Origin of the sequence: Nocardia gamkensis NBRC 108242 (assembly GCF_001612985.1) — a bacterium.
In the GTDB taxonomy this organism is placed as follows: Bacteria; Actinomycetota; Actinomycetes; order Mycobacteriales; family Mycobacteriaceae; genus Nocardia; species Nocardia gamkensis.
Genome location: NZ_BDBM01000002.1, coordinates 1 through 16,546, shown reverse-complemented (window position 1 = coordinate 16,546; position 16,546 = coordinate 1). Strand labels below are relative to the sequence as shown.

Genomic DNA, 16,546 nt, shown 5'->3' with positions numbered 1-16,546 from the left:
AAGTCGATTCCGGACGCACGCCGTTTCCGCCGAGAGCGAAACCGGCCGTAGCCCGAATACACGGTCCACCCCGGCGGTCACTCGGACGCGAGCCATAAGGGGCCGCGAACACCGAGCACCGCGGGCGCTGGGAAAATCGACATCGTGAACCGGATGGCGGCGCTGCGCGGCACGATCGCGGGTGAGGTCGATACCTCCGAGCGACGGCGCGCAGAGTACTCCTCGGACGCGTCGAACTATCGGGTTCCGCCGGCCGCGGTCGTCTTTCCCCGCACCGACGAGGACGTCGCGATCACTCTGGAATTCGCCCGCGATCACGGCCTGCCGGTGACCGCACGTGGCGCGGGAACGTCGGTGGCGGGCAATGCGATCGGTTCCGGACTCGTCCTCGACTTCAGCAGGCATATGAACCGGATCGTGTCGATCGATCCGGCCGCGCGCGTGGCCACCGTGCAGCCGGGCGTGGTGCTGTCGGAGTTGCAGCGGGCGGCTCGTCCGCACGGGCTGCGCTTCGGGCCGGACCCTTCGACCCAGAACCGCTGCACGCTCGGCGGCATGATCGGCAACAACGCCTGCGGACCGCGCGCCGTCGCGTGGGGCCGCACCTCCGACACCGTGCGCGAACTGCGCATCCTGGACGGCACCTGCACCGAACGCACGCTTGCCGCCGACCTGTCGACGGTGCCGGGTCTCGCGGAATTCGGCCGGGCCAATCTCGCCGTGCTGCGCACCGATCTGGGGCGCTTCGACCGGCAGGCGTCCGGGTACGGCTTGGAACATCTCCTTCCCGAACGGGGCGCGTCGGCGGCGAAGGCGTTCGTCGGCAGCGAGGGCACCTGTGGCCTGCTCCTGGACGCGACGGTCGACCTGGTCGCGCTGCCCGCGGCCACCGTGCTCACGGTGCTCGGCTACCCGGACATGGCCACCGCCGCCGACGACGTCGCCGCCGTGCTGGCCTGCGCGCCGATCGCGGTCGAGGGCATCGACGCACGGCTGGTCGACGTGGTCCGGGCGCACCGGGGGCTGGTGCCCGACCTGCCGCGCGGCGGCGGTTGGCTCTTCGTGGAGACCGCGGGCGAGACGCAGGCCGACGCGCTGGCCGTCGCACAGCGGCTGTGCCGGACGGCGGGGGCGATGGACACCCGGATCGTCACCGATCCCGGGACCGCCGTGGAGCTGTGGCGGATCCGGGCCGATGGCGCGGGGCTGGCGGGGCGCACACCCGACGGCCGACCGGCGTGGCCGGGGTGGGAGGACGCGGCCGTCCCACCCGCGCGGCTGGGCGCCTACCTGCGCGATTTCGCGGCCCTGACCCGTGACCACGGCGTCGACGGACTGTTGTACGGGCACATCGGCGACGGCTGTATCCACGTCCGCCTCGATCTCCCGATCGCCGACGCGCCACGCCGTTTCCGTGCCTTCCTCTTCGACGCGGCGGAGCTGGTCGTGCGGCACGGCGGTTCGCTCTCCGGCGAGCACGGCGACGGCAGGGCCCGCTCCGAGTTGCTCTCGGTGATGTACTCCCCCGCGGTGCTCGACGTCTTCGCCGGCTACAAGGCGCTGTTCGATCCGGGCGACGTCCTGAATCCGGGTGTCCTGGTCGCGCCGCGGGCGATCGACGCGGACCTGCGCCTGGCGGGAGTTCCGGCCGTCCGGCCGTCGAGCGGCTACGTGCTGTCCGAGGACGACGGCGATCTGGGCGTCGCGGTGCATCGCTGCGTCGGCGTGGGCAAATGCCGCGCCGACGGCGGTTTCATGTGCCCGTCCTACCAGGCCACCCGGGACGAGAAGGACAGCACGCGCGGGCGGGCGAGGGTGTTGCAGGAGGTGGTGCGCGGCGCGTTGCCCTGGTCGTCGGAGGCCGTCGCCGAGTCGCTCGACCTCTGCCTGTCCTGCCGGGCGTGCCGGTCGGACTGTCCGGCGGGCGTGGACATGGCCACCTACAAGTCGGAGACGCTGTATCGGCGCTACCGCCATCGGCCGCGCCCGATCGACCACTACTCGCTCGGCCAGTTGCCCCGGTGGTTATCCGTGGCGAGCCGGATGCCGCGTGTGGTTAACGCGCTGGCCGGGCGAGCCACACTGCGCCGCGCCGGTTTACGAGCGGTCGGCATCGATCCGCGCCGTGACGTGCCGCGCCTGGCCCCGCGCGCTTTCCGCCGGATCTGGCGTGATCTGGACGAGGGGGCCGCACTGGCCGAGTCGTCCTACGCGCCGGAGGAACGGGGTGGTTCCGGCGAGGTGATGCTGTGGATCGACACCTTCACCGACGCGTTCGCCCCGGAGATCGCCCTGGCCGCGGCACGGCTGCTGTCCACCCTCGGCTACCGGGTCCGGATTCCGGAGCGACGCGTCTGCTGCGGACTCACCTGGATCAGCACCGGTCAGCTCGACGGCGCCCGTGCGCGGTTGCGGGCCACATTGAGCGCGTTGGAGCAGCACGTGGGCGCGGGCGGCCTGGTCGTGGGACTGGAACCGTCCTGCACCGCGGTCCTGCGCGCCGACCTGACGGAATTGCTGCCGGAGGACCCGAGATCGGCCCCGACCGCCGCCGCGGTGCGCACCTTCGCCGAATTCCTCGCCGAACAGCCGACCTGGCGTCCGCCCAAGCGAACCGGGCAGTCGGTGGTCGTCCAGCCCCATTGTCACCAGCATGCGATTCTCGGATTCGATGCCGAGCGCCGATTATTAGCCAGCATGGGAGTCGGGGTGACGGAAATCACCGGATGTTGCGGGCTGGCGGGAAACTTCGGAATGCAGGAAGGCCATTACGACATTTCGGTGGCGGTGGCCGAGAACGGCCTGCTCCCCGCGCTGCGCGCCGCGGGCGAGGACGCGATCTTCCTCGCCGACGGCTTCTCCTGCCGCACCCAGGCCGCTGCCCTGGCCGGACGACAGGCGTGGCATCTCGCGCAGTTTCTGCTGGGCGAGTGATCCTTTCGCACGCGCCCGCCGAGCAATCCGGGCGGGCGCGCCGCGTGCGTCAGCTACCGAACGGCAGGGTGCCGGGCGGGATCTGGTAACCCGAGCTGCCCGCGGAAACCCCGCCCCAGGCGTTGAGTAACCAGTTGAGCAGATTGGTGATCATGAGAACCTCCGTCATTTGCTACAGCCAGCTATTTGCCGAACGAAATCAATATCGCCGCGAATCTCGTTCCGTTACATCGGATTGCGAAACGATAATAATGCACGATCGGTATCGAAAGACTTCTGGTGTGGCCCAGATGATAATCGTGGTGTCCGGCGGAGGGTGCTGCGACGCCGCGCGCCGCACCGGGCAGAATGAGTGCGGTGCGCAGCGTGACGGTCGAGCCGGAAGCGAGCCGGACGGTGACCACGGATCGGCCGATCGATCTGGCGTGCACGCTCGCGCCGCTCGGCCGTGGCACCGGCGACCCGTGCCACCGGGTGACCGGCGATGGCGCCCACTGGCATGCGTCCCGGCTGCCGAGCGGGCCGGTCACCTACCGGTTGGCCCAGTCCGGCCCGTGCGCTGTGCGCGCAGGGGCGTGGGGGCCTGGGGCGGCGGAGTTCCTCGCGGGTCTCGAACATATGCTCTGCCTCGACGAGGACGTGTCCGCGTTCCTCCCGGATCACCCGAAGCTCGCCGATGCCCATCGCCGCTTCCCCGGACTGCGTATGTTGCGCACGGGCCTGGTCTTCGAAGCTTTGGTGCCCGCCGTGCTGGAGCAGAAGGTGCACACCGTCTCCGCACGGGCGTCGTGGCGGAAGCTGGTCCGGCAGTACGGCGAACCGGCGCCGGGTCCAGCGCCGGACGGAATGCGGCTGCCGCCGGATGCCGACACCTGGCGGCGGATTCCCTCCTGGGTCTACCACCGGGCCAATGTCGGACCGCAGCGCGCGCAGACCATCGTGCGTTCGGCTCGGATCGCCGAGTCGCTGGAGCGTGCCGCGCGTGCGGACCCGGCCGAGGCGGCACGCATGCTGCGCAGTGTGCCCGGTATCGGGGTGTGGACCGCCGCGGAGATCGCGCAGCGAGCTTTCGGCGACGCGGACGCGCTGTCGGTCGGCGATTATCACCTCGCCGCCGCGGTCGGCTGGACGCTGCTCGGCCGTCCGATCGATGACGAGGCGATGGTCGAATATCTGGAACCGTTGCGTCCGCACCGCTATCGAGCGATTCGCCTGCTCGAAATCAGCGGCCACTTCCACAAACCGAAGTTCGGCCCTCGCACCGCCCTGACGGACCATACCTGGCACTGAGTCACATCTTTCACATGCGCCTCGTAGGGAACCATTTTTCTACAATTTTGCACATTCTTTATCAGTCGCAGCGGCCCGCGGCGAAGCGAAACTAGAACTCGTCGCGCCACACTCGGCCATCGCCGCATTCACATCGGTACGCGAGCCGGGTGCCGTGGTCAGATCGCAGGGGCTTCGGTATGGCGCGCACCTCATCGTCGAACCACACAACTGCAGGGGGTTGTCAGTGGAGCAGAGGCCACTTGGGGATACACCGCGGTCCAGATGCCAGTTCTACCGGCGGGAATGTGATCTTCCCGCCATTGTCGACCCACCCGGACTCGGCCGGATCGTGCTACGTGCCGGATCGGTGTGGGCGTTGACCATGCCGAGCAGCCTGGGACAGGCGGTCAAGGCGCATATGCAGAGCAAACGCGTCCGGCTCGGCCCTATCCTGGCGCACCCGCGCTCGAATCGATGGACCTTCTTGATCGCGCCGGACCTGCCCGAAAACGACACGCGCCTGTTCGCGGAATTGTTCCGGCTGAACGTGTCGGTATCCCGCACCGGATCTACGATCGCGCTGCCATCCCCGACCGCGTCGGTCGGCGCGATCCGATGCTGGATCGTGCCGCCGCGCAACGGGTTTCGACCGTCCGGGCGGGAGGTGGTCGCGGCCGTCCGCGCGTGGGCGGATCCGGCGCCGCGCCGTCGTTGAGGACACGCGGAGCGCGCCGCGAGGACATGCCGGGAAATCGTGGCCTGCTCGATTTTCGGCAGGCTGTTCGCCCAACAGCGCCGGTCGGCGGCGGTAATATCGGGCCGCGCGTGAGTGCGTCCAGCGGGGAGTGCTGGGTTCTCGGTCCGTACACGTCTGCCGCGGCAGACAACGAAGGAGTCCAATTCGTGAGCATTCAAGGCAACGCGAACATAGACCTGACCGGCGCCACGTGGCGGAAGGCCGGAGAAGGGCCGGGGAAAGACAGCGTCGAGGTGGCGCTACTGGCAGACGGCCATGTGGGAATGCGCAACGGAAAGGACCCGGACGGGCCGGTGTTGATCTTCACGCCCGGCGAATGGGCCGCCTTCACCGCAGGTGTGCAAGACGGTGAGTTCGACCGGCCGCGATAAGGCGCGGCGGCTTCCGAAGATCACGGAACGACGCATATTCGGCAACGAAAAGACGTTTGCCTGGTTCCGAGACGGGTAGCCCACTATCTGTGGACCGTGGGCTCAAGAGTTCCCATCCCCGACACAAGAGATTGCGGCCGGATGATTGGGTGGAATGGCTGATCGTCGCGCTGTTGTTCGCAGTGTCGGCGGTCGGAGTCTTCGTCCTCACCCACTCGCTGCTGTCGGCGTTGTTCGTCGGCCTGCTGGTGTGGATCGTGGCCCTCGGTGTCGTGGCCATGTTGTAAGGGTGCGCCGACCGGCCGGGGATCGCCCCGGCCGGTCCTCCCCGCCGCTAACGGCGAAACAGCTTGTTGCCCAGCCAGACCAGTGGATCGTATTTGCGGTCGGCCACCCGTTCCTTCATCGGGATCAACGCGTTGTCGGTGATCTTGATATGTTCCGGGCACACCTCGGTGCAGCATTTGGTGATGTTGCACAGGCCGAGCCCGTGCTCGTCCTGGGCGAGTTCGGTCCGGTCGCCGACGTCCAGCGGATGCATCTCCAGCTCGGCGATCCGCATCAGGTAGCGCGGCCCCGCGAACGATTTCTTGTTCTCGTCGTGATCGCGTACCACGTGGCAGGTGTTCTGGCACAGGAAGCATTCGATGCACTTGCGGAATTCCTGCGAACGCTCCACATCGACCTGCTTCATCCGGTACTCGCCCGGTTTGAGATCGGCGGGCGGCGTGAACGACTGGATTTCGCGGGCTTTCTCGTAATTGAACGATACGTCCGTCACGAGATCCTTGATCACGGGGAAGGTGCGCATCGGCGTCACCGTGATCACTTCGTCCTCGGTGAAGGTGGACATCCGCGTCATGCACAGCAGGCGCGGCCGCCCGTTCACTTCGGCGGAGCAGGAACCGCACTTGCCCGCTTTACAGTTCCAGCGCACGGCCAGGTCCGGCGCCTGGGTGGCCTGTAGCCGGTGGATGATGTCGAGCACCACCTCGCCCTCGTTCACCAGCACGGTGAAGTCGTGCAGTTCTCCGCCGTCGAGATCGCCGCGCCATACGCGGAATTTGGCGTCGTAACCCATCGTTACGCCTCTCGCTCCGTCGAATGCCCGGCCGCGGCCGGGTGCCCGGCGAGTTCATCCGGGGTGTAGTACTTCTCGAGCTCGCCGAGATCGAAGAGGGCGAGCAGGTCCGATCGCATCGGTTGCTGATCTTTGCGCGTCACGGTGACGCCCGGGATCGGATCGCCGGCCGTGCTCGGATCCACCGCGCAGACCAGCAGTTTGTTGCGCCAATCGGGATCCATCGACGGGTGGTCGTCGCGGGTGTGCCCGCCGCGGCTCTCGGTCCGCAGCAGCGCCGCGTGCGCCACACATTCGCTGACCAGCAGCATGTTCTGCATATCGAGGGCGAGATGCCAGCCGGGATTGAACTGGCGGTGGCCCTCCACGGTCACCTGACGGAACCGGGCGCGCAACTCGGCGAGCTTGTCGATCGCCTCACGCACTTCGTGTTCCTTGCGGATGATGCCGACCAGGTCGTTCATCGTCTGCTGCAGATCGGTGTGCAGGGTGTACGGGTTCTCGCCCTTGCCGTCGGCGGGAGGATCGAACGGAGCGACGGCGGCCTTCGCGGCCTTCGTGACGTCGTCCTCCGAGACCGAGGGCCGCGCGCCGAGCTGCTCCACGTAGGCGGCGGCCCCGAGTCCGGCCCGGCGGCCGAACACCAGCAGGTCGGACAGCGAATTCCCGCCCAGGCGATTGGAGCCGTGCATGCCGCCGGAGCACTCGCCCGCGGCGAACAGTCCCGGCACCGTGGCCGCACCCGTGTCCGGATCGACCTCGACACCGCCCATCACGTAGTGACAGGTCGGCCCCACCTCCATCGGCTCCTTGGTGATGTCGACGTCCGCGAGTTCCTTGAACTGGTGGTGCATCGAGGGAAGCCGCCGCACGATCTCCTCGGCGGGCATCCGGGAGGCGATGTCGAGGTAGACGCCGCCGTGCTCGGTGCCGCGCCCTGCTTTGACCTCTTCGTTGATGGCGCGGGCGACCTCGTCACGCGGCAGCAGATCCGGCGTGCGGCGTGCGGAGTCGTTGTCGCGCAGCCATTGGTCGGCCTCTTCCTCGGTCTCGGCGTACTGCCCTTTGAAGACCGGCGGAATGTAGTCGAACATGAACCGCTTGCCCTCGGTGTTCTTCAGCACCCCGCCGTCGCCGCGCACACCCTCGGTGACCAGGATGCCCTTCACGCTGGGCGGCCAGACCATGCCGGTCGGGTGGAACTGAAGGAACTCCATGTTGATCAGGGTCGCGCCCGCGCGCAGCGCCAGCGCGTGCCCGTCACCGGTGTACTCCCAGGAATTCGAGGTCACCTTGTACGACTTGCCGATGCCACCGGTCGCCAGCACCACCGCCGGGCTCTCGAACAGGATGAAGCGGCCGGATTCGCGCCAGTAGCCGAACGCGCCGGAGATGCGGTCGCCGTCCTTGAGCAATTCGGTGATGGTGCATTCGGCGAAGACCTTGATGCGCTTCTCGTAGTCACCGGTCTCGGCGAAATCCTCCTGCTGCAGCGAGACGATCTTCTGCTGCATCGTGCGGATGATCTCCAGGCCGGTCCGGTCACCGACGTGGGCCAGCCGCGGGTAGGTGTGGCCACCGAAGTTGCGCTGGCTGATGCGGCCGTCGGGCGTCCGATCGAACAGCGCGCCGTAGGTCTCCAGTTCCCACACCCGATCGGGCGCTTCCTGGGCATGCAGTTCCGCCATGCGCCAGTTGTTCAGGAACTTGCCGCCGCGCATCGTGTCCCGGAAATGGACCTGCCAATTGTCCTTTTCATTGGCGTTGCCCATCGAAGCCGCGCAGCCGCCTTCGGCCATCACGGTGTGGGCCTTGCCGAACAGCGATTTGCACACCACCGCGACCGACAGCCCGTGCTCTCTGGCTTCGATGACCGCTCGCAATCCGGCTCCGCCCGCTCCGATCACGACGACGTCGTAGTTGTGCCGTTCCACTTCTGCCATGCAGAAAAACTCCTCGATGAGGCGGTCAGTCGATGAACCGCAGATCCGAAATCGTTTGGCTGGCAACCAACATGACGTAGAAGTCGGTCAGCACGAGCGTGCCGAGAGTGGTCCAGGCCAGCGCCATGTGCCGGGTGTTCAACTTGGAGACCTGCGTCCAGAACCAGTAGCGCACCGGATGGCCGGAGAAGTGCTTGAGCCGTCCGCCCGCGATATGCCTGCACGAGTGGCACGACAGCGTGTACGCCCACAGCAGGATCACGTTGACCAGCAGCACGATATTGCCGAGGCCGAAACCGAAGCCGCCGGATTTGCCGTGGAACGCGACGATGGCGTCATAGGTGTTGATCACCGAAACGATCAGGGCCACATAGAAGAAGTAGCGGTGCGCGTTCTGGATGATCAGCGGCAGCCTGGTCTCGCCGGTGTACTTGGCGTGCGGCTCGGCCACAGCGCAGGCGGGCGGCGAGAACCACACCGACCGGTAGTAGGCCTTGCGGTAGTAGTAGCAGGTCAGGCGGAAGCCGAGCAGGAAGGGCAGCACCACGAAGCCCAGCGGCAACAACCCCGGCAGTTCGCCGAACGGGGTGCCGAAATGGCTGGAGCCCTCGACGCAGGAAGTGCTCAGGCACGGTGAGTAGAACGGGGTCAGATAGTGGTAGTCCGGAACCCAATACGCCGTGCGCACATACGATCTGACTGTCGCGTAGATGACGAACGCGGCGAGTCCGAGCACCGTGACGAGTGGGGGGATCCACCATCGGTCGGTGCGCAATGTGCGTTCCGAGATCCGGGCCCTTGTTCTGCTGAAAACGCCGGTGCCCTCTTCCGGGGCGGCGGTCGGTGCGGCACTCACAGGTGGATGCCTCGCTGATCTTGTGTGCGGGTGGTCATCGTTACCTCCGCAATCGAATGTGATGCTGAGCACCATACGACACGTGCGCTATGGATCGAGCGGGGTCTCGACAAACCAAGCCCGCCGTCAACCGTATGATTTGCGCCACATTCGGCGTGCCGCTTGATTGCTTACGCCGCGTAGCGGGCTAACCGGACTTTTCGAACTCGACTCGCGCGAAACAAGATTCGAGCGAGGCGGTCGCCGATACCGGATGGGGTGATCGCGCCGGGTGCTTCGAGCTAGCGGCAACGATGCGGGCGGCTGTGGTATCGGCTCCGACCGAGGAACTCGCCCTCACCGATTTGCGGCCCGGTCGGCGGTGCGGGCGTGATTCCAGTGCCTGCGGCCCTGGGCGTCGTGCCCGCCGTCCGATTGCCGTTCGAACCGGCCCGGCACCAATTTGCCGGTCGAACCGGCGTCGCACCTTGATTACCCGTCGAACCGGCGTCGCGCTCGATTGCCTCGTTGAAGCGGGGTTGCGCTGGGTTGCTGGTTGAAGCGGGGTTGCGCTGGGTGGCAGGTCGAACCAGCGTCGCAGCTTGGTTACCCGTCGAACCGGCGTCGCGCTCGATTGCCCCTTTGAAGCGGGGTCGCGCTGGGTGGCTGGTCGAACCGGGTCGCGCTGGGTGGCTGGTCGAACCGGGTCGCGCTGGGTGGCCGGTTGAACCGGCGTCGCGCTTGATGGCCTCATCCAACCGGCTTGGCACTCGGTGACTCGGATCTGCGCAGGCCGTGCGGGGGAAGTGCCGCCTCGGGCCATCGGTATGACATTCGACCCCGGGATCGATTTGAGCGGCGATGGTGAGTCGAGCGGTCACGGGACACACGCCGGTCGAGCGGGTGTCAACGACGGCGGCCGATCGCGCTCGAGAGCGGCCCAGCCCCGCAACGTGCCGACGTCGCGCCCGAGCTATGACGCACGCAGACGCCGCGTACCGAGGGCCGTGGATTTCGGCCATGATCGCCGTCCTGTTCGACGCGGCCCCCGCTGACACGCGGGCCCGGCCGCCGCCGGGCCGCAACGCACCGTGCTGGGCGGCGTCGCGCCGCCCAGCACGGATTACTTCGTCCGCGGACGGGAGTGGAAGCCGAGCCCCTCGTCCTGCGCGCCCATCCAGGCGGCCTCGTCGGACTTGCTGTCCGGCACGTAGATGACGTCCTGGGCGCTGCGCCGCACCTCCGGCGGCGGTGACTTCTCGAACTCGTCGGCGTCGATGACGAGCCGCTCGAGGTCGTTCTCCAGCCTGCGTACCGTGCTGGCATCGCCGTACTGGTTGCGCAGTACGCCGATGGATTGCCGGAGCTGGCCGACCGCGTAGCGTAGTTCCGCGAGTTCGCTGCGTGTCATCGAGACCTCCTGAATTCCCTGGCGGATATGCGAACTCGATGCCGTGGTGCACGGTTGCCCCTTTGCCTTGGACCGCGCGACATCGAGTTGTGTGACCCACCGCACAACGTGATCTACAACACAGTACAGAAAGATTTTGTTCCTGGCTCGTGCCGGGCCGAAATCAGATGATTGCTCCCCCGTTGCCGAAGGTCAGCCAGCGGCGGCGTACCCGGTGGTCGAGCATGCCGCGGCGAAGGCTCGTTCCACGAGTCCGGCGATGGACAGCGCGACTTCTTCGGCCCGTTCGAGCATCACGCTGTGGCCGGCGCCCTCCAGGCGGACCAGCTCGGCGCCGGCCAGTTGAGAGGCCAGTGCCACCGAGTGCGCGAACGGGAAGATGATGTCCGCTGACCCTGCCAGCACCAGCGCGGGGATGACGCCGAGGCGGTGCAGGGTCGCCGTCTCGTCGAAGGTGATCAGCGAGTGCAGGAACCCGGCCATGGTCAGCAGCGGCGTTTCGTTCAGCATCGCGGTGGCCAGCGCGGTCATGCGCGGACTCGCCTTCTTGGTGCCGAATTCCGCCTCGCGCAGGATCGGCGTGCACAGGCGACGAGTCAGGCGCCTGGACGCCTGCATCACGCGCGGGGCGCGGGTGACGGCCGCTTGCAGCGAGTTCACCGCCCGCCGGTTCAAAAGGCGCGCCAGCCCGACCTCGGTGATTCCGGCGGCCGCGGCCGCGAGCAGCCCGACGCCGGTGATCCGCGTGCCGATGGCCTCGGGATGAAGCCGGGCGTAGGCGAGCACCACCATGGCGCCCATCGAATGGCCGACCAGGATCACCGGCCCGGTCGGCGCGACCGCCCGCAGCACGGCGTCCAGGTCGTGGCCGAGCTGCTCGATGGTGTAGGTCGACGGATGCGCCGCCCCGGATTCGCCGTGGCCGCGGTGGTCGTAGAACACCATTCTGGTATCGCTCCCCCACTGGCGCAGCAGCAGATCACGCAGATAGGACCAGGATTCGGTGCGCAAGCAGTGGCCGTGGACGAAGACGACGGTGGCGGTGGCGTCGTCGGCGCCGAAGACGCGGACCGCGAGGGGAATGCCGTCATCGGCCGACACCATGACGCGGTGGCCGTCGTGATCGGCGGCCCGGCGGACGATGCTCGTGGACATGGCACTCTCCTGTGAGCGAGGCGCATGATCGGCGCTTCTGCCCAGTTGTCGGACTGGATTTCCGCGCCGTTAGCGGCCCACACCTGCCGTTACGCACACGTTGCGCAATTGAGGCTGCCGGTCGATCGGGCAGCCGCCAGGCGGGTTCGCAGGAAAATCTACGAATCAATAGCTCAGAAACTAGATTCCTTTAGATTGCGCTGTGCACCTCCGGGCTTCCGCGCGAGCGGCGAGGAGAATCTGCGTCTTTCTAGGAGAAATCCGAGACTCGCGAATAATGCGCGAGCGACCGCCCGTCGCGGCGGCCCCACGTCGGGCGGCCGCGACGGGCGGGCGGCGATCACGACCCCGCGCGGGGGCGCGTCGACGGCAGGAACGGGCGCAGGAGGTTTTCCTCCGTCGACGGACCCATCTGCCACTCCGCGATCCACGGCCCGGTTCCCTCGCTCGGGTCGAGCACGCCCTCCTCCAGCCACTCGTAGCGGCCGTCGAGCACGCCGCGGGTGAGGGTGCGGTCGTCATCGTCGGTGTTCTCCCACAGCGAGTCGAACAGCCTGCGCACGCGCACGCGGGACTGCCTGCAGAAGGCGTCCGCCAGTTCTTCGGCCGCCTTGCTCTCCGGCGCGTCGGCGGCACGTAGTGCCTCGGCCCGTACGCAGGCCGCCGACATGGCGAACAGCTCGGCGCCGATGTCGACGATCCGGCCGAGGAAGTTCTGCCGGTATTCCAGGCCGGCCTGCCAGCGGCCCATCGCGTACATCAGCGACCTCGCCTGCTTACGCGCACTGCGCTCGACGAACCGCAGGTGCCGGGCCAGTACGCCGAATTCGGTGTACGCCGCGGGCACCGTCCCCGCTCCGACCGCCAGCTGCGGGAACCACTTGGCGTAGAAGCCCGTCGCTCCGACCGCCGCCTTCGCCTTGTCCTTGAGCTCGGCCTTGCGGTCGACCAGCGCGCCCGCTGCGGCCATGTGCGCGTCGGCCATCTCCCTGGCGATCAGCAGTCGCATGATCTCGCTGGAGCCCTCGAAGATGCGGTTGATCCGCAGATCGCGCACCAATTGCTCGGCCGGAACGGCCCGCTCGCCTCGCGCGGCGAGCGAGGCCGCCGTCTCGTAGCCGCGTCCGCCGCGGATCTGCACCAGTTCGTCGGCGATCTGACAGCTCATCTCGCTGGCCCACAGCTTGGCCAGCGCGGCCTCGATCCGGATGTCGTTGCGGCCCTCGTCGGACATGGTCGCCGACAGATCCAGCGCCGCCTCCAGCGCGAACGTGGTGGCCGCGATGAAGGCGATCTTCTGCCCCACGGCCGCGTGCTCGCCGACCGGCCTGCCCCACTGCACGCGCTGCGTGCTCCACTCGCGCGCGATCTTCAACGACCACTTGGCGGCGGCGGTGCACAGGGCGGGGATGGCGAGCCTGCCCGCGTTCAGCGTGGTGAGCGCGATCTTCAGGCCGTCGCCCTCCCGGCCGATCAGGTTGCGCTTGGGTACCCGGACGTTGTGCATCCGGGTCAAGCCGTTCTCGATGCCGCGCAAGCCCATGAAGGAGTTGCGCCGCTCCACGGTGATGCCCGGTGAATCGGCCTCGACCACGAAGGCCGAGATGCCGCCGCGATGCCCCTCGCTCTTGGGCACCCGGGCCATCACCACCAGCAGTTCGGCGACCACGCCGTTGGTGGTCCACAGCTTCACGCCGTTGAGCACGTAGGCCTCGCCGTCTTCGGTCGGCGTCGCGGTGCTGGCCATCCTGGCCGGGTCGGAGCCGACATCGGGCTCGGTGAGCAGGAACGCGCTGATCGCCCCGGCCGCGCAACGGGGCAGGAATTCGGCCTTCTGCTCGTCGGTCCCCGCCAGTTTGAGCGGCTCGGGCACACCGATGGACTGGTGCGCCGAGAGCAGGACGCCGAGACTCGGGTGCGTCGAGCCGACCAGCATCAGCGCGCGGTTGTAGCCGAGCTGGGAAAGACCTTGGCCGCCATACGATTGCGGGATCTTCAGGCCGAAGCAGCCGAGCTCGGCCAGGCCCTTGACGTACTCGTCCGGGATCCGGCTCTCCGCTTCGATCACCGATCCGTCGATGGACTCGCACAGCGTGCGCAGCCGGGACAGGAACGCCTCCGTGCGCTCGGCGTCCTCGGGGGCGGGCTGCGGATACGGGTGGATCAGGTCGAGCCGGAACCGTCCCAGGAACATCTCCTTGGCGAACGACGGCTTGGCCCAGCTCGTTTCGCGGGACTCCTCGACCAGTGCGCGGGCCTGTTCTTCGGTGGCGTCGACTTTCGCGGCTGTCGCCATGATGTCCTCCCTCGGACGTGATCAGGATCACATCCGAGTGTAGGAGGGTTTGTTACCCATCGGTAGGGCTGCTGGTCGAGATAAATCTACGAATATCTATTGATCTTGGAAGAGATGGCCATAGTCGGCAATGCGTCGCCGGGCGACGCTCAGACCGAGCGCAGATACCGGCCGAAGTGTGGCACCGTGAAGCCGATCGTGCCGCGTTCGGCGGAGTAGATCAGCCCTTTCTTGATCAGGCCGTCGCGGGCGGGGGAAAGGGAAGCCGGTTTGCGGCCGAGTTCGTTGGCCACCGCCGCGGTCGCCACCGGGCCGTCGTCGCCGGCCAGGTCGGCCATGGCGCGCATGTATTCGCGTTCGGCGGGTGTAGCCCGCTCGTAACGGGACCCGAAGAACCCGACCGCAAGCTCCTCCTCGGCGGCGGGTGAGGCCACCTCGACGTCCTCGGCCGTGATCGGACTCTCGGGCGCCTGATCCCAGGCGGCCTTCCCGTATGCCTGCACGAAATACGGGTAGCCATCGGCCTTGCGGTACAGCGCGTCCAGCGCCTCGTCGGTGAACTTCACGTCTTCGCGCCCGGCAGGCGCGATCAGCGCTTGGTCGGCGGATTCCCGGTCCAAGCGGTCGATGCGGTGGTAGCTGAACAGTCGCTCCGAGTAGCTCTTCGAGGCGGAGAGCACCGCGGGCAAGTGCGGGAGGCCCGCGCCGACCACGATCAGCGGCGCGGCGTCCTGGCTCAGTTCGTGGCACGCGCCGCAGATCGCGGAGACGTCCGCGGGCCCCAGATCCTGCATCTCGTCGATGAAGATCGCGATGCCGACGCCGATGTCGCCGGCCAGCGCCGCCGCCTCGACCAGCAGTTCCACCAGATCGATCTCGATGTCGCCGGAATCGGCCCGACCGCTGACCGCCGGTACGTCGATGCCGGGTTGCCAGCGTTCCCGCATGCCCTTGTCCGCGGTGGCCCGCAACGCGAAAGCCTTGAGGATGCCGAGGAAGTCGTCCACCCGCTCCGGATTCCGGTGCGACGTGGCGATCGCTCGCGCCGCCATGTGCAGCGCCGAGGACAGCGGGCGGCGCAGGTCCTGGTCCGGCCGCGCCTCGATCTTGCCGGTGCCCCAGCCTCGGGATATCGCCGCGGAGCGAAGTTGGTTGAGCAGCACCGTCTTTCCGACCCCGCGTAAGCCGGTGAGCATCACGCTGCGTTCCGGGCGGCCGCGCGCGACGCGTTCGAGCACGATGTCGAAAGCAGTGAGTTGCTTGTCGCGCCCGGCTAATTCGGGTGGGCGCTGTCCCGCTCCGGGGGCATACGGATTCCGCACGGGGTCCATGCCCCGACACCGTAGCGCGTTTCGTCCGGATAATCTGGGCGCGTCTACGGCGTGTCCTAGAGAGCCCTAGCGGTCCGTATTGCACTATTGCTCTCGCCGCCGGTTCTCTAGGCTGGTGGCGGTTCGCCAGAATGGTCGCGCGGTATCGACGCGCGGGAACGGAGGGGGCATGTCCGACGAACCGAACCCACCCGGCCTCGCCGAAGTGGTCAGGTCCTGGAATGTCCCGGCGGGGGCCACGGTGGCCCAGCGCATCCGGTCCAACATCCTCGTCGCGATCGAACGCGGCTACGACGATCCCCAACTGGTCGCCGATCTCGCGGTCGGGCCGCTGGTCATGGCGCTCGGCGGGCTCGAGGTCGAACTGGCCGAGGCGCGCCGCAGGATCGACGAACTCGAGCGCGCGGTGCACGGCTCGCAGTCCTGACGCGGCGCCCGTCCGAGGGCGAGGTTGTCCTTTCGGTGACCCGGCCCCGCCCGCCGAGATCCGGTCGTGACCCGAGTCCCGATGGCCGTTTTCCTCCAATGGTGTCGCCGCCTCGGTGGTGATGGAAAAGTCGCAGCTCTGTGCGCTGGACAACATCGCGTCCGCACCGTAATCTTCTCGTGACTTAGTGGAACAAGTCGCTTCGTAAGTGAAACGGCGCCACTAGTTACCGCCTTAACGGCTGTCGGGGCCAACTGGTCTCGGCTGTCGTGCCGGGGACCCACAGGTTCGTCTGGGGTGAATCCTTGCGGCCATTTTCGGTTGCGAGGTAGGGCCGCTCTCCCGGTCCGAACCCGTCAGCTAACCCGGTCGGCGGGAGAGCAGCAAGATCGGAGACGTAGCTCGGTGGGTAAACACAGCTTGCAACGGGATTCTCGGGTTCCGAATTCCGTCAAGGGTGCGATTGTCATGGGTGCGGTGGCCGCGACCGGCGCCATGCCCGCGATTCCGGCCATGGCCGCGACCATCAACGTTCCCGGGGTCGGCAATTTCGACGTTCCGCAGGAATGGGAACAGCCGGTCCAGCAGCTCAATCAGCAGATCCAGCAGGCGCTGGCGGCTGCCCCCGCAGCTCCCCAGGCGCAGCAGCAGGTCGCTCCGCAGGCTCCCAATTTCGCGCCGATGCTGCCGGGCCTGTTCGGCCAGCAGCAGAACTCCCCGGGCGATATCGCCC

At 67.6% G+C, this 16,546-nt stretch carries 13 protein-coding genes, 1 pseudogene and 1 riboswitch; of the genes and pseudogenes, 7 read left to right on the top strand and 7 right to left on the bottom strand.

Annotated features, from left to right (window positions below; translation table 11 throughout):
- Nucleotides 1-153: 153 nt before the first annotated feature.
- The 5 genes from NG1_RS00335 to NG1_RS36250 all read left to right on the top strand — a co-directional run bounded on the left by NG1_RS00335 (nt 154) and on the right by NG1_RS36250 (nt 5,621).
- Nucleotides 154-2,934, top strand: coding sequence for an FAD-binding and (Fe-S)-binding domain-containing protein (locus NG1_RS00335; protein ID WP_062966804.1), 2,781 nt, complete (start codon nt 154-156; stop codon nt 2,932-2,934).
- Between the two features lie 348 nt (nt 2,935-3,282).
- Entirely contained in the window at nt 3,283-4,224 is a 942-nt protein-coding gene (locus NG1_RS00330) for a DNA-3-methyladenine glycosylase family protein (protein ID WP_062966802.1), read from the top strand.
- A gap of 358 nt (nt 4,225-4,582) precedes the next feature.
- The gene (locus NG1_RS00325) at nt 4,583-4,921 is read left to right on the top strand and encodes a DNA-directed RNA polymerase subunit beta (protein WP_245659733.1); all 339 of its coding nucleotides are present in this window, start codon (nt 4,583-4,585) and stop codon (nt 4,919-4,921) included.
- Between the two features lie 188 nt (nt 4,922-5,109).
- Entirely contained in the window at nt 5,110-5,334 is a 225-nt protein-coding gene (locus NG1_RS37980) for a DUF397 domain-containing protein (RefSeq protein WP_062966798.1), read from the top strand.
- A gap of 149 nt (nt 5,335-5,483) precedes the next feature.
- Entirely contained in the window at nt 5,484-5,621 is a 138-nt protein-coding gene (locus NG1_RS36250) for a hypothetical protein (protein WP_210750499.1), read from the top strand.
- Nucleotides 5,622-5,668: 47 nt separating this feature from the next.
- On the opposite strand, the gene NG1_RS00310 is transcribed toward NG1_RS36250, so the two are convergent.
- The 7 genes from NG1_RS00310 to NG1_RS00280 form a co-directional block, all read right to left on the bottom strand.
- Nucleotides 5,669-6,415: a succinate dehydrogenase/fumarate reductase iron-sulfur subunit gene (locus NG1_RS00310; protein WP_040871255.1), complete on the bottom strand. Its 747-nt coding sequence runs from the start codon at nt 6,413-6,415 to the stop codon at nt 5,669-5,671.
- A gap of 2 nt (nt 6,416-6,417) precedes the next feature.
- Nucleotides 6,418-8,358: a fumarate reductase/succinate dehydrogenase flavoprotein subunit gene (locus NG1_RS00305; RefSeq protein ID WP_062966794.1), complete on the bottom strand. Its 1,941-nt coding sequence runs from the start codon at nt 8,356-8,358 to the stop codon at nt 6,418-6,420.
- Nucleotides 8,359-8,383: 25 nt separating this feature from the next.
- Nucleotides 8,384-9,214: a succinate dehydrogenase subunit SdhC gene (sdhC, locus tag NG1_RS00300; protein WP_062966792.1), complete on the bottom strand. Its 831-nt coding sequence runs from the start codon at nt 9,212-9,214 to the stop codon at nt 8,384-8,386.
- Nucleotides 9,215-10,316: 1,102 nt separating this feature from the next.
- Nucleotides 10,317-10,604, bottom strand: coding sequence for an Rv0250c family protein (locus NG1_RS00295; RefSeq protein ID WP_040871251.1), 288 nt, complete (start codon nt 10,602-10,604; stop codon nt 10,317-10,319).
- 192 nt (nt 10,605-10,796) lie between these two features.
- Nucleotides 10,797-11,759 (bottom strand): alpha/beta fold hydrolase, encoded by a 963-nt coding sequence (locus tag NG1_RS00290; RefSeq protein WP_062966790.1) that lies wholly within the window; start codon nt 11,757-11,759, stop codon nt 10,797-10,799.
- A 340-nt stretch (nt 11,760-12,099) separates the two neighbouring features.
- Nucleotides 12,100-14,055 (bottom strand): acyl-CoA dehydrogenase family protein, encoded by a 1,956-nt coding sequence (locus NG1_RS00285; RefSeq protein WP_062966788.1) that lies wholly within the window; start codon nt 14,053-14,055, stop codon nt 12,100-12,102.
- A 149-nt stretch (nt 14,056-14,204) separates the two neighbouring features.
- Entirely contained in the window at nt 14,205-15,386 is a 1,182-nt protein-coding gene (locus NG1_RS00280; protein ID WP_062966786.1) for an ATP-binding protein, read from the bottom strand.
- A gap of 169 nt (nt 15,387-15,555) precedes the next feature.
- Here NG1_RS00280 and NG1_RS00275 point away from each other — a divergent pair, with 169 nt between their 5' ends.
- Together NG1_RS00275 and NG1_RS00270 are read left to right on the top strand one after the other, a co-directional pair.
- Nucleotides 15,556-15,813 (top strand): hypothetical protein, encoded by a 258-nt coding sequence (locus NG1_RS00275; RefSeq protein WP_062966784.1) that lies wholly within the window; start codon nt 15,556-15,558, stop codon nt 15,811-15,813.
- Between the two features lie 220 nt (nt 15,814-16,033).
- Nucleotides 16,034-16,203: riboswitch (cyclic di-AMP (ydaO/yuaA leader) on the top strand.
- 78 nt (nt 16,204-16,281) lie between these two features.
- Nucleotides 16,282-16,546 (top strand): annotated as a pseudogene (locus NG1_RS00270) (NlpC/P60 family protein); the annotation flags it as partial.